This is a genomic window from Marivivens sp. ABH4_498 (assembly GCF_056160585.1).
Genome location: NZ_JBSWXL010000001.1, coordinates 547,561 through 566,591, shown reverse-complemented (window position 1 = coordinate 566,591; position 19,031 = coordinate 547,561). Strand labels below are relative to the sequence as shown.

The window sequence follows — 19,031 nt, the reverse complement described above, 5'->3', positions numbered from 1 at the left end:
CAATCTGTAACGGATAATAGACTGCACAACCAAAGGGTCCAGTTATGAATCACCGTATTATTCCCCTTGAAGCAGGTCTGTATCTGGTGGCGACGCCGATTGGGACCGCCCGCGATATCACGTTGAGAGCGCTGGATATTCTGGCCAGCTGCGATTTGATTGTCGCCGAAGACACCCGAACCGCGCGCAAATTGATGGATATTCACGGCATCCCGCTGAACGGTCGCCAGATGATCGCCTATCACGATCATTCCACCGAAGCTCAGGTCGCAGGCATTGTGAAACTAATCAGCGAAGGCAAATCCGTCGCCTGCGTTTCCGAAGCAGGCACCCCCATGGTTGCCGATCCCGGTTTCGAATTGGGCCGCGCTGCGATTGCGGCGGGCGCGAATGTGACCGCTGCGCCGGGGGCTTCGGCTGTTTTGACCGCGCTGACTGTTGGAGGATTGCCCACCGATAAATTCATGTTCGTCGGTTTTTTGCCCGCCACAAAATCACAGCGCCAAACCGATATCGCATCCCTGCGCGACGTCCCCGCCACGCTGGTTTTTTATGAATCGCCCAAACGCATTAAGGAAATGTTAGCCGATTTGGCCGACGTTCTAGGGGACGAGCGAGAGGCCGCAGTGTGTCGCGAACTGACCAAAAAGTTCGAAGAGGTCTCTCGCGGTCCGTTGCGTGATCTGGTGGCTGAATATGCCGACCGCACGGTCAAAGGTGAATTGGTTGTTTTGGTGGGCCGCGCTGGTGCCGCCGAAGTCGATGAAATGGATGTGGAAACCGCATTGAAAAAAGCGATGGAAACCATGCGCGTCAAAGACGCAGCAACAGCGGTCGCGGGTGCGCTGGGTCTGCCAAAACGGCAGGTCTATCAAATCGCGCTCGACTTGCAGAAGGCAGGGGAATGACCGCATCCGCGCTGCATCATCGTGGGCACAGAAATTATCAGGCGGGATTGGCCGCCGAAGGGATCGTTGAACGGCACTATACAGCGCAGGGCGCATTGCTGATTGCGCAACGTTGGCGCGGCAAACATGGCGGCGAAATCGATCTAATCTTTCGCCACGGGGACCGCACGATTTTCGTCGAGGTTAAGAAAAGCAAATCCCACGCATCAGCCGCCACGCGGATCACGCGGGCGCAAATGACCCGCATCATGACCAGCGCGACCGAATTTATGGGCGCAAAACGCGCGCCAATGCGGATCGACGTGGCGCTGGTTGACGGTATCGGCGCGGTGAAGGTGATTGAAAACGCACCGATGGGCATGTGGTAGGCATTGAAGCGCGGGCCGCGCTGGGCCATGTATAAGCCAACAGTTATACAAAGGCCGCATGATGTCTCTTAAAGTTGCTATTCAGATGGACCCGATTGGTCCGATCAATATTGACGCCGACAGCACGTTCCGCATCGCCGAAGAGGCGCAAAAACGCGGGCACACATTGTTTTACTACACCCCCGACAAATTGGCCTATCAAGAGGGCCGCGTTACCGCCCGTGGTTGGCCTCTGACCGTTCAGCGCGTCAAAGGTGATCATGCGATCTTGGGCGACGAACAAGAGGTCGATCTGGCCGATTTTGATGTGGTCTGGCTCCGTCAGGACCCTCCGTTCGACATGGGGTATATCACGACGACCCATATTCTGGACCGCATTCATCCTGAAACGCTGGTCGTTAATGATCCGTTCTGGGTTCGCAACTATCCTGAAAAGCTGCTGGTTCTGGATTTCCCTGACCTGACGCCGCCCACTGCGATTGCACGCGATCTGCAAACGCTGCGCGAATTCCGCGAACGTCATGGTGATATCATCCTGAAACCGCTGTACGGCAACGGCGGCGCGGGCGTGTTCAAATTGAGCGCGGGCGACGGCAACCTTGCGTCGCTGCATGAAATGTTCACGGGCATTAACAACGAACCGCTGATCGTGCAGAAATTCCTGCCTGCGGTATCTGCTGGTGATAAACGCGTTATTCTTGTCGACGGCGAACCCGTCGGTGCGATCAACCGAGTTCCGCAAAAGGGCGAAACCCGTTCCAACATGCACGTGGGCGGCCGCGCGGAAAAGGTTGAACTGACAGACCGCGACCGCGAAATCTGTGCCGCCATTGGGCCGCTATTGCGCGAAAAGGGCCAGATTTTCGTCGGGATCGACGTGATCGGCGATTATCTGACGGAAATCAACGTGACCTCGCCCACGGGTATTCAGGAACTGGAACGTTTCGACGGCACCAATGTCGCTGAAAAAATCTGGCAAGCGATCGAGGCGCGAAAGGCAAAATAATGTCGTTTCGCCTGCGTTTGTACTCGGTTGGGGCGCGGTTATTGGTGCGCCCCGTTTTCAAATATTCGCACAACCCTATCCGCGCGGCAAAGCGCATGGATCGTTTGGCTGCCGCGTTTGTGTTGCTGCCGCCATATAGCTATCGGTTGCAGCGTCCTTTGGGCGGGCGTCCTGCCCATTTTATCCGCGGTCGCGGCGCAGATGGTGATGGGATTATCTTGTTTTTCCATGGCGGTGGGTATTTCGCCGGTTCCGGAAAAACGCATTCCGCGATGCTTGCACGATTGTCCGGCTATGCGGGGGTGCCAGTGTTCGCGCAAGATTATCGTTTGTCGCGCGACGAACCGTTCCCCGCAGCGTTCGAAGACGCAGTTGCCGCGTGGGATGATTTGATCGCCCGCGGGTATCGTGCGGACCAGATTGTCATTGGGGGCGATAGCGCGGGCGGGGGCCTTGCGTTGTCATTGTTGGCGACATTGTCGGCGCGGGGTGAACGTCCCGCTGGTTTGTTTGCGTTTTCGCCGTGGACGGATCTGACAATGTCAGGCCCTTCGGTGGTCGAGGTTGGCAATGCTGATCCTGTCCTGCCAGCCGATCGCATGACCGAAGCTGCCCAAGCCTATTATGCGGACACGCCCCCGACGGATCCGCGCATTTCGCCGCTGTTTGCGACATACACATCCCCGCCACCCATTTTCCTGCAGGTCGGCAGTCCCGAAGTGTTATCTGACGACACCTACCGCATGGCCGAGGTTTTGCGCAAAGCCGGTGCAAAGGTCGATGTTCAAACATGGGATAAAGCGCCGCACGTCTGGCATTTGGGCGAGTTGTGGGTGCCCGAAGCCCGCGCTGCGTTGCGTGATACGGCGGCTTTTGTTCAGGGCGTGCTAAGCGTGAGTCGATAACCGACCGCTTCGGCAATATGGGGGTGGCGCACGGTGTCTGATCCGTCCAAATCGGCGATAGTCCGAGCTACGCGTAAAACACGGTGATAGCCGCGCGCCGTCAGCCCAAATTTGTCGGCAACCCGAGTCAGCAAAGCCCGCCCGTCACTATCCGGTTCGGCAATTTGTTCCAAAATAGCGCCTTCGGCGTCCGAATTTGTGCGCATGTCTTTGACATCGATAAATCGTGCTTTTTGGATGTCTCGGGCGGTTTGAACGCGGTCCGCGATTGTCGCGCTGGTTTCACCGTCGGCAGGCAAATCCAGATCGGTAAAGGACACGGGGGGCACTTCGATCCGCAAATCGAAACGGTCCATCAAAGGCCCTGAAATGCGCCCCAGATAATCAGACCCACAGACCGGAGCGCGCGAACAGGCACGGCTGCTGTCCGACATAAAACCGCATTTGCAGGGGTTCGCGGCGGCCACCAGCATAAACCGACACGGGTAACGGACATGGGCATTGGCCCGAGACACGAACACTTCGCTTGTTTCAATTGGCTGGCGCAGGGTTTCCAGAACGGTGCGCGGGAATTCGGGGAATTCATCCATAAACAGGACGCCATTATGCGCCAAACTGATTTCGCCGGGTTTGGCGCCGCGCCCGCCGCCGACAATGGCGGCCATGGATGCAGTGTGATGCGGTTCGCGAAACGGACGGTCGCGGCTGATTCCACCGTCTTTGATCAACCCCGATAGCGAATGGATCATCGATGTTTCCAGCGCTTCGCCTGCATCCATTTGCGGCAAAATTCCCGTCAGTCGGGATGCCAGCATCGATTTTCCCGACCCTGGTGGGCCCTGCAAAAATAGGTGATGCCGACCAGCCGCCGCGATTTCCAGCGCGCGTTTTGCACGTTCTTGGCCTTTGACGTCGCGCATGCATTTGTGGGCACCTGACGGCGTTATTTCACCAGGTAGGGCCGGCGTGATCAGGGATTTACCCGTGAGGTGCCGTATGACCGACAGCGCCGATTTCGCGCCGTAAACAGGGGTTGCGTCGACCCACGCGGCCTCTGGGGCAGAGGTGGCGGGACAGATCATCGACATCGCGTTCTCTGCAGCGGTCAGTGCGGCTGGCAACGCGCCGATGACAGGGATCAGGCTGCCATCCAACGCGAGTTCGCCCATAGATACGGTTTCTTTGGCTTTGTCTTTGGGAACGACCCCCAATTCGGCCAGCAGGGCCAAGGCAATGGGCAGATCAAAGTGTGATCCGTCTTTTGGCATGTCGGCGGGGGACAGGTTTACCGTGATTTTGGACGATGGCAGCGCGATGCCTAACGCTTCGAACACGGCGCGGACGCGTTCACGCGCTTCGGTCACTGCTTTGTTCGGCAATCCGACAATTGCAAAACCGGGCAGGCCCTGCACCTCGGCGCATTGAACTTCGACCAGACGGGCCTCTAACCCTTCGAATGCGACTGTATAGGTCGTTGCGACCATGGGACCCCCGTTAACCTAAATGTTTGGTTAACGGGGCAGGAGTTGATGATTAGTTAACGGGCCACGGTTTGCGCGGCAGATTTTTTTCATAAGGAAACGGGTCGTGTGTTTCCTGCAACGCCATGTCGCGCCATTTCAGGAATGCAGGGTCCGCCAGATGCGCGTTCACATAGGTCTGCGCCATGTCGGATACGGGCAATCCGTACCCTGTGATCCGCATCGCCACGGGCGCATAAAACACGTCGGCCAGCGAATAGTCGCCAAACAGCCACGGGCCATTCGCGCCATATTTTTCGCGCGCCATGCCCCACAGAAATTCGATACGCGACAGATCGTTCCGCACCGCGTCGCTGGGTTCAAACCCGTCCCACACGTGGGATAGCTGCATGTCGCAGCCGCGCAGCGCGCCAAAGCTGGAGTGCATTTCGGCGACCAAATTCCGCGCTAAAGCCCGTGCGCCCGCGTCCGTCGGCCACAGGCCTTTGTCTGGGTTTTCTTCGGCCAGCGTTTCGGCCATCGAAATGCTGTCAGACAGTACATAGCCCGCGGGCGTTTTCATCGCGGGCACGGTTTTAGCGGGGGCAAGGTCCGCCATGTCAGTTTTTAATGTGCCCGCATACAGCCCCAGCATATGTTCGGTGTAGGGGATGTTAAATTTTTCAAACATCAGCCATCCGCGTAGGGACCAGCTGCTAAATAGGCGATCGCCAATATATAAATCGTAGCTCATGCCATCACGTTAGCGCGAAAAAATGAAACGCGCTAAACAAGAATTGTGAAGCCCCCCATTAGGGTTTGTGATTGATCGCGACGGCGTTCCAATTGGCGGTGTCGATCGTTGTCACGGACAGATTTTCGATCCGGTGGCCAAAGGTTTCATAGGCGCAGCACCCCAGCGCCCGCTGGACCTGAGTCAGGATCATCCCGAAATGCGCCACGACAATCAGATCGGGGTGCCCCAGCGATAGGTGTTCGTCGATAGCTGTGTTGGCACGGGTCCGCACGTCGTTCCAGCTTTCGCCATTGGGGGCGGCAATGTCGCCGGGCGTTTCCCAAAAGGCGCGCATATGCGGATCGTCGGAAAAACTCGCCATTTCCCAATCGCCGAAATGAATTTCCCGCAGTCCCGCGTGATGCGGCAGACGCGGGCGGTTCCCTTGGATCGCGTCCGCAGTCGCAACGGCGCGCGACAGGTCGGATGACACAACGGGGGCAGCAGGCAAATGCGCCGATAATCGTTCAATCGCGGCGGTGTCCGATAAATCGGCGGGCAGGTCTGTCCACCCGACCATGTTTTTTGCGTGGGTCGGGCCGTGACGCACCAGCCATAGGCGGGTCATTGCGGAGCCTTTAATGTCATGGGCAGTCCTGCGGCGACGAAATAAACGGTGTCGGCGGCGGCGGCGATCTGTTGGTTCATTTTGCCATGAAGGTTTCGAAATTTTCGACCCAATGTGGTTTCGGGCACCAACCCCATGCCCAATTCATTCGATACGATCACGACAGGCGCGGCGCAGCGGCGACAGGCGGCGGTTAAATCATCGAACGCCGCATCGATATCGTGGTCATAGTGCATCAAATTCCCCAGCCACAGCGTTGCGCAATCAATCAAAACGGCCTGAGTTCCGTTCACAGAATCGAGAATTTTGGAAATATTTATCGGCTCTTCGATGGTGTGCCATCCGTCGCCCCGCTGCTGTCTATGCGCAGTTACCTTTGCCTGCATTTCGTCATCGAACGGCTGAGAAGTCGCTAAATATACAGGGTTTTTTCCTGATTTTGTTACAATCGACTCGGCATATTTGGATTTGCCGGATGCAGCGCCACCTAGGACGAGTGTGAGTTTTTGCAACCTTAGATGTGCAGCCATGGGTGATCCACCTTTGGAACTTTTCCGTACCACAGTGAGTTAACCAAACAATTAACACAACAACACCCCAGGAGGTGACCATGGCACTGGACAATACGACGGACTTTAACATTTCCCGCCGCGCCATGAAGGCGGAACTGTTGGACGCAGAAACCGAAGCGCAGCTTGCTTTTGCGTGGCGCGACCATCAGGACACCGAGGCCCTCCACCGTTTGACGACCGCCTACATGCGTCTGGCGATTTCAATGGCCAGCAAATTCCGCCGCTACGGCGCCCCTATGAACGACCTGATCCAAGAGGCGTCGCTGGGTCTGATGAAAGCCGCTGAAAAGTTTGACCCAGATCGCGGCGTTCGTTTTTCAACTTATGCCGTTTGGTGGATCAAGGCGAGCATCCAAGATTTCGTGATGCGCAACTGGTCGATGGTCCGTACCGGTTCGACCAGCAGCCAAAAATCCCTGTTTTTCAACATGCGCCGCATTCAGGCCCGTCTGGAACGCGAAGCGTCCAAAGACGGCATCACGCTAGAACGCTCCGAACTATACGCCGCCATCGCCGCCGAATTGAAAGTGCCGGTGCACGACGTCGAAATGATGGATGGCCGCCTGTCGGGTTCCGATTTTTCGCTGGATGCGACCCAATCGACCGAAGACGAAGGCCGCAGCTGGATCGACACGATCGAAGACGAAAGCGAACAGGCTGAGCAGCTGGTCGAACACGAACACGATCAGGAACAGTTGCGCGTTTGGATGAACCTTGCGCTGGGCGAATTGAACGAACGTGAACGTTTCATCGTCCGCGAACGCAAACTACGCGAAAACCCACGTACCCTAGAAAGCCTGGGCGACGAATTGGGCCTGTCCAAAGAACGCGTGCGTCAGGTCGAAGCAGCAGCCTTTGGCAAAATGCGCAAAAGCCTTGAAGCGCAGTCGAAAGAGGTGTTCAACTTCCTTGCATGAGGAAGTTGATTCTTTTTGTAGGTCTTTTAGCCGCGCCAGTCGCCGCGCAGGATGTGTGGGTGTTGGGTGAAATTCACGACAACCCCGCTCACCATATCGAACAGGCCAATTTGGTCACCGAAATCCAGCCTACGGCGGTGGTTTTCGAAATGCTATCGCCAGATCAGGCCGCCATCATCAACGGCGGCATTGATCCTGCCGACATCGGCGATGCCGTTGATTGGGCGGACAGCGGATGGCCCGATTACGCAATCTATCAGCCGATATTCGAACAGTTGAACGGCGCGCGTGTTTACGGCGCTGCCTTGCCCCGCGACGTGGTTATGTCTGCCGCGGGCCAAGGGGCGGCTGCGATGTTTGGGGATGACGCGCTGACATTTGGCCTAGGCCCGTTAGATGCGGAAACGCAGGCGGCGTTTGAGGACGAAATTTTCCTGTCCCATTGTTCCGCCATGCCCCGCGATATTTTGGGCGGCATCGTCGAAGCGCAACGCCTACGCGACGCCCATTTCGCACGCGTGACGCTGGACGCTTTGCGTGAAACAGGTGGCCCGGTTGCCGTGATCACTGGCAATGGACACGCACGCAATGACCGCGCAATCCCTGCGATCATCGCGCAGGCCGCGCCTGATGTGGATGTTGTGTCTTATGGCATCTTGGAATCGTCCGCCGACACTGATCTGTATGATGTGACCATTGTCACTGGTGCATTTGAACGCCCCGATCCCTGTGACGCGTTCAATTGATTGTCCTTTCGGCTTTCGCTAGGGTCCAACCTATCCTAGGGAAGAGGCCGATATGCTGGCAAATAAACGAATTCTTCTGATCATCGGCGGCGGTATTGCGGCGTTCAAAACGCTGGACCTGATCCGCCGTCTGCGTGAACAGGGCGCGGCCGTGACGCCTGTGCTGACCAAAGCGGGTGCTGAATTTGTCACGCCTTTGTCTGTGTCGGCGCTGGCTGCGGAAAAGGTGTATCAGGATCTGTTTGACCTGACGGACGAAGCCGAAATGGGCCACATCGAACTATCCCGTTCCGCCGATCTGGTCGTCGTGGCCCCTGCGACCGCCGACCTGATGTCGAAAATGGCGAACGGTCAGGCGAATGACCTGGCGTCCACGCTGTTGATGGCGACCGATACGCCCGTTCTGATCGCTCCATCCATGAACGTGCGCATGTGGGAACACCCCGCGACGCAGCGAAACCTGAAAACACTGCAAGGCGACGGGATCATGATCGTCGGACCCGATCAGGGCAATATGGCCTGCGGCGAATACGGTCCCGGTCGTCTGGCCGAAGTGCCCGATATCATCGCCTCGATCCGCGTTGCGCTGTCGGATGGGCCGTTGCGCGGAAAACGCGTTCTGGTCACGTCGGGCCCGACCCATGAACCGATTGATCCCGTGCGTTACATCGCAAACCGTTCGTCGGGCGCGCAAGGCACCGCAATTGCCAAAGCGTTGGTCGAATTAGGGGCCGAGGTCGTGTTCGTCACGGGCCCCGCCGATGTGCCTCCGCCCGTTGGTGTGCAGGTCGTCGCTGTTGAAACAGCCCAACAAATGAAACACGCGGTCGAGGCGAATTTGCCCGTCGATGCCGCCGTTTTCGCCGCTGCGGTGGCTGATTGGCGCGTGTCATCGGCCTCGACGTCGAAGATTAAAAAACAAAACGGCGCGCTGCCTATGCTGGAATTTGCGGAAAACCCCGACATTCTGGCGGCCGTCAGCCAAATGACCGTTGGCCGTCCGCCGTTGGTTGTCGGCTTTGCCGCTGAAACAGATGATGTGATCGCCCATGCCACGGCGAAACGCGCGCGCAAAGGCTGTGATTGGATCGTCGCCAATGATGTGTCCCCCGCAACGGGCATTATGGGCGGATCAGAAAATGCGGTGACGATCATTTCGGACGCGGGCGCCGACGAATGGCCCCGCATGGGCAAAGACGCGGTTGCCCAAAAACTGGCGGAACGCATCGCCAGCGCTATCTTAGACAAAGACTAAAGGAACGCCTCTGTGCCTGATATTCAAATCGAATGGTTGGATGACGCCGATCAATCCGTTGCGCTGCCTAGCTATGAAACCGTGGGCGCAGCGGGCGCAGACGTGCGCGCGAATTTTCCAGCGGATGCGCGTGAAGGCGTGACGATCCCCGCCGGTGGCCGCAGCCTGATCCCCACAGGGTTTCGTATGGAAATCCCCGAAGGATACGAAGTTCAGGTTCGCCCCCGTTCGGGCCTTGCGCTGAAACATGGCATCACCTTACCCAACACCCCCGGAACCATCGACAGCGATTATCGCGGCCCTGTTGGCGTGATCATCATGAACGCTGGGGATCAGGATTTCCACATCGCCCACGGCGATCGCATTGCGCAGTTCGTCGTCGCCCCCGTTGTTCAGGGCCGTTTCGTGGCCGCTGGCAAAGAACTGTCCGACACCGTACGCGGTCAGGGCGGATTTGGATCGACGGGCCGCGCATGATTATCGTTCTGATCATGGCTGGCGTGATGTGGGGTGTCGGGGCCGCTATGGGCACGCCTCGCCGCGCGCGTTGGGTCATGATCGGAATTCTGATGGCCGCTGTTTTGCTGGCCAACATCGTCCTGCCCGAAGGTAACCCACTACGGCAAGCCACAGGCGGAGAGCCGCGTTTATGGGCGCTGGTGATCGGCTTTGCAGGGCTCGTCTGGGCGTACCGTTACGGCCTGCGGGCGCTGAAAACGCGGATCGCGGCCCGCGATGCCGCCGACGCGCCCGCCTTGCCTACGGGCAGTTTTACAGATGCCGAACTGGATCGTTACGCGCGTCACATGATGCTGCGCGAAATTGGCGGACCGGGGCAAAAGAAACTGAAAAACGCGCGGGTTCTGGTGATTGGGGCAGGGGGGCTGGGGTCGCCCGTGCTGCAATACCTTGCCGCCGCTGGCGTAGGCACCATCGGGATTGTCGACGATGACGAGGTGGATAATTCCAACCTGCAACGCCAGACCATCCACGCCGACCAAAACATCGGTATGCCAAAGGTGCATTCCGCGGCCAAAACCATGCGCGCCCTGAACCCGTGGATCGAGGTGCGCCCCTACAATCGCCGCCTAACTGCTGAAGACGCAGAAACCCTGTTCGCCGATTATGACCTGATCCTAGATGGGTCCGACAATTTCCCGACCCGCTATTTGGTCAATGAAATCGCTGTGAAACTGGGTAAACCCCTGATCGCCGCCGCCATGACCCAGTGGGAAGGCCAGATTTCACTATACGACCCCGCGCGCGGCGGCCCCTGTTATCAATGCGTTTTCCCACAGGCGCCCGCGCCCGAACTGGTTCCATCCTGCGCCGAAGCTGGTGTTTTGGGTCCATTGCCGGGCGTCGTTGGGTCGATGATGGCGGCAGAGGCCGTGAAATACATCACAGGGGCGGGCGATCCGCTGCGAGGGCGTTTGATGATGTATGATGCGCTATATGCCGATACGCGGATCATGAAAACGAAACCGCGTGACGACTGCCCCATATGTCAAAGCCGACCCCAGTAGGTCGGCTTTGTCTTTAGTCGCCCAGTTTGGCGTGAACTTCTTCCAGATCGACTTCGCCGATTGGCATTTTATTTCCAGGGTTTTCAAAGTCGTATTTGAACAGCTGGAAATCTTTTTTGTAGATCTCATAGACCAGATGCATCGACAGATCGTCAAAGTAGTCTTCGACGGGATGCGCGCGTTTCGGGCCGTGGCCTTCGGATTCGTTGAAACGTGGGATGTTCGACAGATCAATCGAATGCGCCGTTTCGCAGTTATCCAGAACGACCTGCATGCCTTCGTTGAATTTTTCTGTGAAAAAGATGTGGTCGTATTGACCGCCGTTCACGATGAACGTGGAAATATGGCCAGACATCGCGGACCAGTGGATGTCCGGTTCCATCGGGCGTTTCCAGCGGATGGTGTCACGCGCAAACAATAGGAAACGGCGGAACGACTGGATCTGGTCGAAATCGAAACCGTCCTCTGGGCTGCCAACCTCGATCCCGTATTTCTGGATCAGGGTCGGGACCAGATTGCCGCGATAGCGTTTGCCGTTGCGCTGAATGCCGCAGATTTTGTCAAAGAACGACGACAGAATGCGGGTGTACGGGTTGCGCACGCAGGTAAAGGCATAGCTTTTGTGCGATTTCACGTTGTCGGTGATCACCTGCTGGCTGCTGTCGAACGCCCATTTGTGCATGCCGTCGTTGGCATCGTGAATGTCGCCATCGAAAAATCGGCCGTGATCCGAATAGAACATAATCTGACCGATGGACGAACATGCGCATTTCGGAACGACCCGATATACCATGCTTTCACTTTCGGTCATCCAAGTGCCCGGAAACCCCATACTCTTCCCTTCTTTTGCACGTCGTTCGCCTGTAGATAGTCGACGCGAAATAATATCGCCCATAAAAAGCAAAGAAACACTGTTTTTTCAATGGCTCTTTGGGCTATCTAGAAGAAACCGAAAAGAACCAAGCTGGGTTATTGTTTCCGATATGGCAAAAATCGCCTTTATTCTACTTTGTCATAAAAACCCCGAAGCGATCATTCAGCAGGCCGAACAGCTGACCGCTGTGGGCGATTATATATCGATTCACTTTGATGCCAGCGCACCGCAAGCGGCCTATGACCTGATCGTTCAGGAACTGTCAGACAACCCAAACGTCACCTTTGCGAAAAAACGGATCAAATGTGGCTGGGGTGAATGGAGCCTGGTCCAAGCATCGCTTTACGCGATTGAAGCCGCCGTTGACGCCTTTCCGCGCGCGACCCATTTTTACATGGTGTCCGGCGACTGTATGGCCGTGAAATCGGCAAAATACGCGCATCGGTTCTTGGATTCGCACGACAAAGACTACGTCGAAAGTTTCGATTTTTTCGAAAGCGACTGGATCAAGACAGGCATGAAAGAAGAACGCCTGATCTATCGTCACTGGTTTAACGAACGCACGCAAAAGCGGCGGTTCTACTGGTCGTTCTGGGCGCAGCGCCGGTTCGGTTTCACGCGGCAAATCCCCGAAGATATTCAGGTGCAAATCGGCAGCCAATGGTGGTGCCTGCGTCGCCGCACGATCGAATGGATCATTGATTTTACGCGCCAACGCAAAGACGTGATGAAATTCTTTTCCACCACGTGGATTCCCGATGAAACCTTTTTCCAAACGCTTGTCCGTCATCTGGTGCCCGAAAAGGAAATTGATACGCGCACCCTGACGTTTTTGATGTTCACCGACTACGGGATGCCTGTGACGTTCTATAACGATCACTATGACATGTTGCTGGCGCAGGATTCGCTGTTCGCCCGTAAAATCAGCCCCGAAGCCACCGAACTGCGCAAACGTCTGGGCCGCCTGTACGCATCCGATCGGTCTGATTTCCCCATTTCGAACGAAGGCCGCAACCTGTTCAAATTCCTGACGGGCCGCGGACGCGAAGGTCGTCGGTACGCCCCACGTTTCTGGGAATCAGAGGCATCTTTGGGCCGTGACCGTGAATTGCTGATTGTGGCGTGTAAAAAATGGCACGTGGCCAAACGTTTGATCGCATCCATCGAACAGCACGCCAACATACCCGTGACGGCCTATTTGTTTAACGAAGAATCGACGCCTCTGCCCGATCTGGGCGGTATTCAGGCGACGCTGGGCAAACGTCACCGTCACCGCCGCGCATTGATGCGGATGCTGTTTGACTATCACGAAACCGACCGCATGGTCGTGTGTATGGATACGGCGAACCTGGATCTGATGCAGGATTTTTCGAACGATCGCTCCATTACCAAGGTTCTGGAAATTCAGTGTAATTTTTCGGATGACTACATCCGCGGGCACGCGCAACGGGTTGGTCTGATGGGCGAAGAAACAGACGCCGAAACCACTGCGCGTCTGCTTCCGACGGTTCGCAATGATCTGGCACACGAAAGCGACCGCATTCGCGACAGCGGTTTCGAATCCTACAACCGGATTATCGAAACCCTGCCGCCCGAAGAAAACGCAACCGCACTTGCGTCATTCCTGACCGTATCCGAAGATATCGCGCGTCAAATCGCGCAAACTCCACACCTATTCGTTGACTGAGGCGACCCATGGAATTCAACTACGACCCCCAGAATATTTTCGCGAAAATCCTGCGCGGCGAAATTCCGAATAACACCGTGTATGAAAACGATCATGCGCTGGCGTTTCATGACATCGCGCCGCAGGCTCCGACCCATATTCTGGTGATCCCCAAAGGCCCGTATATGTCGCTGGATCATTTTGCCCGTGACGCATCCGCCGACGAACAGGTTGGTTTCATGCAGGCCGTTGCCAAAGTTTGCGAAATCGCGGGCGTGGATGATGGGTTCCGCGCGATTGCCAACAGCCGCGAACACGGCATCCAAGAGGTGCCGCATTTCCACCTGCACATCGTTGCGGGCCGCGTTTTGGGCCGAATGCTGGAACAGTAATCAGCTGGCCGAGGTGAGGGCGAGGAACACGTCCTCTAGGTCGGCCTCTTCGGTTTTGATGTCGCTGATTTTGATATTGGCGGCATGAACCGCTGACAAAACCTGTTCGGCGGACACTTCGCGCGGTTTATACGTCAGCGCGATGGACCCGTCGGCCCGTTTTGCGCCCGTGATACCAGCGGGTAGGGCAGGGATTTCGGCATCATGGCTGGGCATGATCACCATGGTTTTATTATCCAAACGGCCCAGCAGGTTGGCGGTGGTGTCGCGCGTGATCAGTTCGCCATTATTGATGATGGCGATTTCGTCGCACATTTCCTGCGCTTCTTCCAAATAGTGGGTCGTCAGGATGATGGTCATCCCCAGTTCTTCGTTCAGGCGACGCACATTGGCCCACAGCATGTTGCGCAGGTTGATATCGACGCCCGCTGTCGGTTCGTCCAGCACCAGAATCTGCGGCGCGTGAACCAACGCTTTGCCCAGCAACAAACGGCGGCGCATACCGCCCGATAGGGACCGCGCGTAGGCTTCGGCTTTGTCGGTTAGGCCGATCAGTTCCAGAATCTCTGCCGTTTTGCGCTGTGATTTCGGCACGCCGTATAGGCCCGCCTGTACCTCTAGGCTGCCGCGCGGGGTAAAAAACGGATCAAGGTTCGGCTCTTGCGGCATGATGCCGATGGCGGCGCGCGATTGGCGCGGATTGACGTCCTGATCAAATCCCCAGATTTTCACGTTGCCGGCGGTTTTGTTTACCAGACCCGCCAAAATGTTGATAATCGTGGATTTTCCGGCGCCATTTGGCCCCAGTAGCCCGAAAATGGACCCGCGCGGGATGTTCAGGTTGATCCCTTTTAGCGCTTCTTTCGCCTCTGATCGGCCTGTCGCGGCATAGGTTTTGCGCAGGTCGGTGATTTCGATGGCATTTTCTGTCATGTTCGGGTCCTGCATTTTCAGCGCACGGGGTTGATATAGGTTCAATCACGATCTAAAGCGGAGAGTGTCCAGCGACAACCAATATAGGCTTAGTGATGACAATTCCTGCACCAGAAACCAAAATCGTCGAAACTTGGAAAGTCGCATGTGACGGTAGCGAAGGTGCCTTGGGCCACCCACGCGTCTGGCTGCAAATCCCACACGAAGACGGTTATGTGGAATGCCCGTACTGCGATGCGAAATACGTTCACGCATCGCGTCCGGAACTGGCTGAATAATCAGCTGATTGGAATATCGCCACCCGCGCACGGCAGGTAGGCGATCCGTTCCCCCGTATCCCCCCGAAGATATTCGAGCACATGCGTGCCCGACCAAATCCGTATGGGCGTGCCGTCTGCCATGGATCCGCGCCCAACAGCGGTGCCCGTATAAGGGTCTTGGTACGTGTAATAAACGCGGCCCGTGTCGCCGTTTTCGCATGTCACGTCCGCTTGACCCAGTCCCATCCAATTTTGCGACATCCACGTGCCGCTGCACAGCGTGCCGTCGGACAGTTTTCCTGAAAATTCGCCCGACCCGCGGCCAAAGGCGCGTCCGTTGAACCATGTGCCTTCGTTCCCGACGCAGGCGACGACGCGGTTACAGTTGTCATTGTCGTCCGTCAGGTGGCACGACGTACGTGATTGTGCATTTGCAACCGAAGAAGCCGTAATGCCGACTAGAAGCAGGACGCGGAACATGTCAAAAACCCTTTAACGAATACTGGAAATAGGAGCAGGTCATGAGCGGATTTGGAAAAGGGTGCCATTTGCATCTGATCGATGGATCGGCGTTCATTTTTCGCGCCTACCATGCGCTGCCCCCTTTAACCCGCAAATCTGACGGTCTGCCTGTTGGTGCCGTCAGTGGATTTGTGAACATGTTGCAACGCTATGTCGAGGGGAATTCAGGCCCCGATGCAGCGACCCACGTCGCGGTTATCTTTGACTATTCCGGAAAATCGTTCCGCAACGAAATCTATGACCAATACAAGGCGCACCGTCCCCCAGCCCCCGAAGATCTGGTGCCTCAGTTCCCGCTGACCCGCGATGCGACCCGCGCGTTCAACATCGCCTGCCACGAAATCGAAGGGTACGAGGCTGACGACATCATCGCGACCTTGTCCTGTCAGGCGCGCGAACTGGGCGGCCGCGTGACCATCGTGTCGTCGGACAAAGACCTGATGCAATTGATCGGCGGCGGCGTTGAAATGCTGGACCCGATGAAAAACAAACGCATCGGCGTCGAAGGCGTCGAAGAAAAATTTGGCGTCGGCCCCGAACGTGTGGTCGATGTGCAGGCGCTGGCGGGCGATAGCGTCGATAACGTGCCGGGCGCGCCTGGGATCGGGATCAAAACTGCAGCTTTGTTGATCAATGAATATGGTGATCTGGAAACTCTGCTGGACCGTGCGGGCGAAATCAAACAGCCCAAACGCCGTCAGACCCTGATCGACAACCGCGAACAGATCGAAGTGTCCAAACGTCTGGTTCAACTGGACTGTAACACGCCGCTGGATTTCAGCATTGATGATCTAGAGGTCCGCGACCCAGAACCAGAGGCATTGCTGGGGTTCCTGTCCGCCATGGAATTCCGCAGCGTATCCAAACGCATCGCGGATAAAATGGGCGTCGATAGCCCTGTGATCCCCGACAAAACGCCCGAAGGCGCAGACCCAATTGCCGCCGACGCGCCCGCGCAGGTGCCGTTTGATGCGGATGCCTATGAATGCGTGCGGGACGCTGATGCGCTGCGTAAATGGGTCGATGCGGCGTACGAGGTCGGCTATGTCGCCTTCGATACCGAAACCACGGGCCTAGATGACATGGTCGTTGATCTGGTTGGTGTGTCATTGTCTTCGGTCGCGGGGCAGGCGTGTTATGTGCCGCTGGGCCATAAATCGTCTGCGGCGGATGATCTGTTCGGCGGTGACGCGCTGGCCGAAGGTCAGATGGAGATGAACGCGGCGTTGGAAATCCTCAAACCGATGCTAGAGGATCAAAGCATCCTGAAAATCGGTCAGAACATCAAATATGACGCGAAAATTCTGGCGCGGTATGGGGTGGATGTGGCCCCGATCGACGACACGATGCTGATGTCTTATGCGCTGAATGCGGGTCTGCATGGGCATGGCATGGACGCGCTGTCCGAACAGTATCTGTCGCACAAACCGATTGAAATTAAATCGCTGCTGGGCACAGGTAAATCCGCGATCACCTTTGACCGCGTGCCTGTCGATGACGCCGTGAAATACGCCGCCGAAGATGCGGATATCACCCTGCGTCTGTGGCAGCTGTTCAAACCGCAACTGCACCAGAAAAAGGTCACGACCGTTTACGAAACGCTGGAACGTCCGTTGATGCCCGTGCTGGCGCGGATGGAAATGGCAGGGGTCAAGGTTGACCGCGATACCCTGTCGCGCATGTCCAATGCCTTTGCCCAGAAAATGGCGGGGCTAGAGGATGAAATCAAACAGCTTGCGGGCCGTGATTTCAACGTGGGGTCGCCCAAACAGCTGGGTGAAATCCTGTTCGACGATCTGGGCCTGCCGGGCGGCAAAAAAGGCAAAAACGGCGCCTATAGCACCGGCGCTGATATTCTAGAGGATCTGGCGACCGAACACGAAATGCCGCGCAAAGTTCTGGATTGGCGGCAGCTGTCGAAACTGAAATCGACGTACACGGACGCGCTGCAAAACCACATCAATGCGGATACGGGGCGCGTGCACACGTCCTATCTGCAAACGGGCGCTGCTACGGGGCGTTTGGCGTCGACCGATCCGAACCTGCAAAACATCCCGATCCGCAGCGAAGAAGGCCGCCGCATCCGCGAAGCATTCGTTGCCGAACAGGGCAAAACCATTGTCGCGCTGGACTATAGCCAGATCGAATTGCGCATTCTGGCCCATGTTGCGGGGATCGACGCACTGAAACAGGCGTTCCGCGATGGGCAGGACATTCACGCGATGACCGCGTCGGAAATGTTTGATGTGCCGATGGATCAGATGACATCCGATATCCGCCGTCAGGCCAAAGCGATCAACTTTGGTGTGATCTACGGCATCTCTGGTTTTGGCCTTGCGCGGAATTTGCGTATCCCGCGGGCAGAGGCGCAGGGGTTCATCGACCGCTATTTTGAACGGTTCCCTGGCATCCGTACCTACATGGATGAAACCGTCGCCTTTGCCAAAGAACACGGGTACGTCGAAACCCTGTTCGGACGCAAAATCCATACGCCCGAAATCGGTGCCAAAGGCCCGCAGGCAGGGTTTGCAAAACGCGCGGCGATCAACGCCCCGATCCAAGGCACCGCCGCTGATATCATCCGCCGCGCCATGATCCGCATGGATGACGCGATCAGCGGACTGCCCGCGAAAATGCTGTTGCAGGTCCACGATGAATTGCTGTTCGAGGTTGACCAAGGCGCCGAAGATGATCTGATCGCCGTGGCCCGTGACGTGATGGAAAACGCCAGCGACCCCGCCGTGAAACTGGATGTAAAGCTAAGCGTCGACGCAGGCACCGGCGCGAACTGGGCCGAAGCACATTAAAACAAAAGGCCCGCCAGATTATCTGGCGGGCCTTTGAATTAGGCTTGGCGGGCAAAGTAGGGGGAGGAGCCTTTGCCCAGCTGCGCCTTAATTCAGCGGTTCGTTGTCAATCGTCTGCGATGGTTTGCTGATCGCAATGCGGCGCGGTTTCAGCGCCTCGGGCACTTCGCGTTTCAGGTCGATGTGCAGCAGCCCGTTTTCCAGCGCGGCATTGGTCACCTGTACGTGGTCGGCCAGATGGAAACGGCGGTTGAATGCGCGCGTCGCAATCCCGCGGTGCAGATAGGTTGTTTCAGGTTCTTTGTCTTTCGCGCCCGAAACAAACAGAGTGTTTTCGCGTAATTCGATGGTCAGATCGTCTTCGGCAAAACCTGCGACGGCCAGCGTCACGCGCCATGCCTGTTCGTCGGTTTTTTCGATATTGTAGGGGGGATAGCTTTGGTTTGGGCTATCGTTTGTCATCACGCGGTCCATCAAATCGGCGATCTGATCATAGCCAACGGTGGCGCGGTAAAGGGGTGCAAGGTCAAAGCTTCGCATGGGTCATCCT

General features: G+C 56.8%; 21 protein-coding genes. 13 read left to right on the top strand and 8 right to left on the bottom strand.

All coding sequences use genetic code 11. From position 1 onward, the window contains the following. Positions 1-44: 44 nt before the first annotated feature. The 4 genes from rsmI to ACXAGA_RS02910 all read left to right on the top strand — a co-directional run bounded on the left by rsmI (position 45) and on the right by ACXAGA_RS02910 (position 3,187). On the top strand, positions 45-908 hold the full coding sequence (gene rsmI, locus ACXAGA_RS02925) for a 16S rRNA (cytidine(1402)-2'-O)-methyltransferase (RefSeq protein ID WP_475116008.1): 864 nt from the start codon (positions 45-47) through the stop codon (positions 906-908). After that, on the top strand, positions 905-1,276 hold the full coding sequence (locus tag ACXAGA_RS02920; RefSeq protein ID WP_475116007.1) for a YraN family protein: 372 nt from the start codon (positions 905-907) through the stop codon (positions 1,274-1,276). The genes rsmI and ACXAGA_RS02920 overlap by 4 nt, the downstream gene beginning before the upstream one ends. Positions 1,277-1,337: 61 nt before the next feature. Beyond that, the gene (gene gshB / locus ACXAGA_RS02915; RefSeq protein WP_475116223.1) at positions 1,338-2,282 is read left to right on the top strand and encodes a glutathione synthase; all 945 of its coding nucleotides are present in this window, start codon (positions 1,338-1,340) and stop codon (positions 2,280-2,282) included. Further along, positions 2,282-3,187: an alpha/beta hydrolase fold domain-containing protein gene (locus ACXAGA_RS02910; protein ID WP_475116006.1), complete on the top strand. Its 906-nt coding sequence runs from the start codon at positions 2,282-2,284 to the stop codon at positions 3,185-3,187. Before gshB ends, ACXAGA_RS02910 begins: the two co-directional genes overlap by 1 nt. Here the strand turns inward: ACXAGA_RS02910 and ACXAGA_RS02905 are convergent. The 4 genes from ACXAGA_RS02905 to cobU are packed head-to-tail and all read right to left on the bottom strand — an operon-like array spanning position 3,160 to position 6,541. Continuing rightward, entirely contained in the window at positions 3,160-4,671 is a 1,512-nt protein-coding gene (locus tag ACXAGA_RS02905) for a YifB family Mg chelatase-like AAA ATPase (protein WP_475116005.1), read from the bottom strand. The genes ACXAGA_RS02910 and ACXAGA_RS02905 overlap by 28 nt on opposite strands. A gap of 49 nt (positions 4,672-4,720) precedes the next feature. Beyond that, positions 4,721-5,401: a glutathione S-transferase gene (locus ACXAGA_RS02900; RefSeq protein ID WP_475116004.1), complete on the bottom strand. Its 681-nt coding sequence runs from the start codon at positions 5,399-5,401 to the stop codon at positions 4,721-4,723. Between the two features lie 58 nt (positions 5,402-5,459). After that, positions 5,460-6,011, bottom strand: a complete 552-nt coding sequence (locus ACXAGA_RS02895; RefSeq protein ID WP_475116003.1) for a histidine phosphatase family protein — start codon at positions 6,009-6,011, stop codon at positions 5,460-5,462. Continuing rightward, positions 6,008-6,541, bottom strand: a complete 534-nt coding sequence (cobU, locus tag ACXAGA_RS02890) for a bifunctional adenosylcobinamide kinase/adenosylcobinamide-phosphate guanylyltransferase (protein WP_475116002.1) — start codon at positions 6,539-6,541, stop codon at positions 6,008-6,010. The genes ACXAGA_RS02895 and cobU overlap by 4 nt, the downstream gene beginning before the upstream one ends. An 80-nt stretch (positions 6,542-6,621) precedes the next feature. Here cobU and ACXAGA_RS02885 point away from each other — a divergent pair, with 80 nt between their 5' ends. Genes ACXAGA_RS02885 through ACXAGA_RS02865 form a run of 5 tightly spaced genes read left to right on the top strand, consistent with a single transcriptional unit; the run spans position 6,622 to position 11,027 of the window. Then, complete coding sequence (locus tag ACXAGA_RS02885) at positions 6,622-7,500, top strand: RNA polymerase factor sigma-32 (RefSeq protein WP_475116001.1); 879 nt, start codon at positions 6,622-6,624, stop codon at positions 7,498-7,500. Beyond that, entirely contained in the window at positions 7,497-8,246 is a 750-nt protein-coding gene (locus ACXAGA_RS02880; RefSeq protein ID WP_475116000.1) for a ChaN family lipoprotein, read from the top strand. The genes ACXAGA_RS02885 and ACXAGA_RS02880 overlap by 4 nt, the downstream gene beginning before the upstream one ends. Before the next feature lie 52 nt (positions 8,247-8,298). Continuing rightward, positions 8,299-9,501, top strand: a complete 1,203-nt coding sequence (gene coaBC / locus ACXAGA_RS02875; protein ID WP_475115999.1) for a bifunctional phosphopantothenoylcysteine decarboxylase/phosphopantothenate--cysteine ligase CoaBC — start codon at positions 8,299-8,301, stop codon at positions 9,499-9,501. Between the two features lie 12 nt (positions 9,502-9,513). Continuing rightward, on the top strand, positions 9,514-9,978 hold the full coding sequence (dut, locus tag ACXAGA_RS02870) for a dUTP diphosphatase (RefSeq protein ID WP_475115998.1): 465 nt from the start codon (positions 9,514-9,516) through the stop codon (positions 9,976-9,978). Further along, entirely contained in the window at positions 9,975-11,027 is a 1,053-nt protein-coding gene (locus tag ACXAGA_RS02865) for a HesA/MoeB/ThiF family protein (RefSeq protein WP_475115997.1), read from the top strand. The genes dut and ACXAGA_RS02865 overlap by 4 nt, the downstream gene beginning before the upstream one ends. 13 nt (positions 11,028-11,040) lie before the next feature. Here the strand turns inward: ACXAGA_RS02865 and ACXAGA_RS02860 are convergent, their stop codons facing one another. Beyond that, positions 11,041-11,859 (bottom strand): sulfotransferase family protein, encoded by an 819-nt coding sequence (locus ACXAGA_RS02860; protein WP_475115996.1) that lies wholly within the window; start codon positions 11,857-11,859, stop codon positions 11,041-11,043. A 151-nt stretch (positions 11,860-12,010) separates the two neighbouring features. Between ACXAGA_RS02860 and ACXAGA_RS02855 the strand changes: the two genes are divergently transcribed. Beyond that, positions 12,011-13,588 carry a DUF5928 domain-containing protein gene (locus tag ACXAGA_RS02855; protein ID WP_475115995.1) on the top strand — a complete coding sequence of 526 codons (1,578 nt, stop codon included), beginning with the start codon at positions 12,011-12,013 and terminating at the stop codon, positions 13,586-13,588. 8 nt (positions 13,589-13,596) lie between these two features. After that, positions 13,597-13,959 carry an HIT domain-containing protein gene (locus ACXAGA_RS02850; RefSeq protein WP_475115994.1) on the top strand — a complete coding sequence of 121 codons (363 nt, stop codon included), beginning with the start codon at positions 13,597-13,599 and terminating at the stop codon, positions 13,957-13,959. On the opposite strand, the gene ACXAGA_RS02845 is transcribed toward ACXAGA_RS02850, so the two are convergent. Then, entirely contained in the window at positions 13,960-14,892 is a 933-nt protein-coding gene (locus ACXAGA_RS02845) for an ABC transporter ATP-binding protein (RefSeq protein WP_475115993.1), read from the bottom strand. Positions 14,893-14,987: 95 nt separating this feature from the next. Here ACXAGA_RS02845 and ACXAGA_RS02840 point away from each other — a divergent pair, with 95 nt between their 5' ends. Beyond that, positions 14,988-15,170, top strand: a complete 183-nt coding sequence (locus ACXAGA_RS02840) for a zinc-finger domain-containing protein (RefSeq protein ID WP_086451500.1) — start codon at positions 14,988-14,990, stop codon at positions 15,168-15,170. Here the strand turns inward: ACXAGA_RS02840 and ACXAGA_RS02835 are convergent, their stop codons facing one another. Then, complete coding sequence (locus ACXAGA_RS02835) at positions 15,171-15,632, bottom strand: hypothetical protein (protein ID WP_475115992.1); 462 nt, start codon at positions 15,630-15,632, stop codon at positions 15,171-15,173. A gap of 41 nt (positions 15,633-15,673) precedes the next feature. On the opposite strand from ACXAGA_RS02835, the gene polA reads away from it, so the two are divergent. After that, a complete protein-coding gene (gene polA / locus ACXAGA_RS02830; RefSeq protein WP_475115991.1) occupies positions 15,674-18,481 on the top strand; it encodes a DNA polymerase I in 2,808 nt (935 codons plus the stop codon). Between the two features lie 87 nt (positions 18,482-18,568). Here the strand turns inward: polA and ACXAGA_RS02825 are convergent, their stop codons facing one another. Further along, complete coding sequence (locus ACXAGA_RS02825) at positions 18,569-19,021, bottom strand: Hsp20 family protein (protein WP_475115990.1); 453 nt, start codon at positions 19,019-19,021, stop codon at positions 18,569-18,571. Positions 19,022-19,031 lie beyond the last annotated feature (10 nt).

What these genes read in the sequence shown, in the direction of transcription:
- rsmI (WP_475116008.1), top strand. Translation starts at nt 45, where the DNA reads ATGAATCACCGTATTATTCCCCTTGAAGCAGGTCTGTATCTGGTGGCG.
- ACXAGA_RS02920 (WP_475116007.1), top strand. Translation starts at nt 905, where the DNA reads ATGACCGCATCCGCGCTGCATCATCGTGGGCACAGAAATTATCAGGCG.
- gshB (WP_475116223.1), top strand. Translation starts at nt 1,338, where the DNA reads ATGTCTCTTAAAGTTGCTATTCAGATGGACCCGATTGGTCCGATCAAT.
- ACXAGA_RS02910 (WP_475116006.1), top strand. Translation starts at nt 2,282, where the DNA reads ATGTCGTTTCGCCTGCGTTTGTACTCGGTTGGGGCGCGGTTATTGGTG.
- ACXAGA_RS02905 (WP_475116005.1), bottom strand. Translation starts at nt 4,671, where the DNA reads ATGGTCGCAACGACCTATACAGTCGCATTCGAAGGGTTAGAGGCCCGT.
- ACXAGA_RS02900 (WP_475116004.1), bottom strand. Translation starts at nt 5,401, where the DNA reads ATGAGCTACGATTTATATATTGGCGATCGCCTATTTAGCAGCTGGTCC.
- ACXAGA_RS02895 (WP_475116003.1), bottom strand. Translation starts at nt 6,011, where the DNA reads ATGACCCGCCTATGGCTGGTGCGTCACGGCCCGACCCACGCAAAAAAC.
- cobU (WP_475116002.1), bottom strand. Translation starts at nt 6,541, where the DNA reads ATGGCTGCACATCTAAGGTTGCAAAAACTCACACTCGTCCTAGGTGGC.
- ACXAGA_RS02885 (WP_475116001.1), top strand. Translation starts at nt 6,622, where the DNA reads ATGGCACTGGACAATACGACGGACTTTAACATTTCCCGCCGCGCCATG.
- ACXAGA_RS02880 (WP_475116000.1), top strand. Translation starts at nt 7,497, where the DNA reads ATGAGGAAGTTGATTCTTTTTGTAGGTCTTTTAGCCGCGCCAGTCGCC.
- coaBC (WP_475115999.1), top strand. Translation starts at nt 8,299, where the DNA reads ATGCTGGCAAATAAACGAATTCTTCTGATCATCGGCGGCGGTATTGCG.
- ACXAGA_RS02865 (WP_475115997.1), top strand. Translation starts at nt 9,975, where the DNA reads ATGATTATCGTTCTGATCATGGCTGGCGTGATGTGGGGTGTCGGGGCC.
- ACXAGA_RS02860 (WP_475115996.1), bottom strand. Translation starts at nt 11,859, where the DNA reads ATGGGGTTTCCGGGCACTTGGATGACCGAAAGTGAAAGCATGGTATAT.
- ACXAGA_RS02855 (WP_475115995.1), top strand. Translation starts at nt 12,011, where the DNA reads ATGGCAAAAATCGCCTTTATTCTACTTTGTCATAAAAACCCCGAAGCG.
- ACXAGA_RS02850 (WP_475115994.1), top strand. Translation starts at nt 13,597, where the DNA reads ATGGAATTCAACTACGACCCCCAGAATATTTTCGCGAAAATCCTGCGC.
- ACXAGA_RS02845 (WP_475115993.1), bottom strand. Translation starts at nt 14,892, where the DNA reads ATGACAGAAAATGCCATCGAAATCACCGACCTGCGCAAAACCTATGCC.
- ACXAGA_RS02840 (WP_086451500.1), top strand. Translation starts at nt 14,988, where the DNA reads ATGACAATTCCTGCACCAGAAACCAAAATCGTCGAAACTTGGAAAGTC.
- ACXAGA_RS02835 (WP_475115992.1), bottom strand. Translation starts at nt 15,632, where the DNA reads ATGTTCCGCGTCCTGCTTCTAGTCGGCATTACGGCTTCTTCGGTTGCA.
- polA (WP_475115991.1), top strand. Translation starts at nt 15,674, where the DNA reads ATGAGCGGATTTGGAAAAGGGTGCCATTTGCATCTGATCGATGGATCG.
- ACXAGA_RS02825 (WP_475115990.1), bottom strand. Translation starts at nt 19,021, where the DNA reads ATGCGAAGCTTTGACCTTGCACCCCTTTACCGCGCCACCGTTGGCTAT.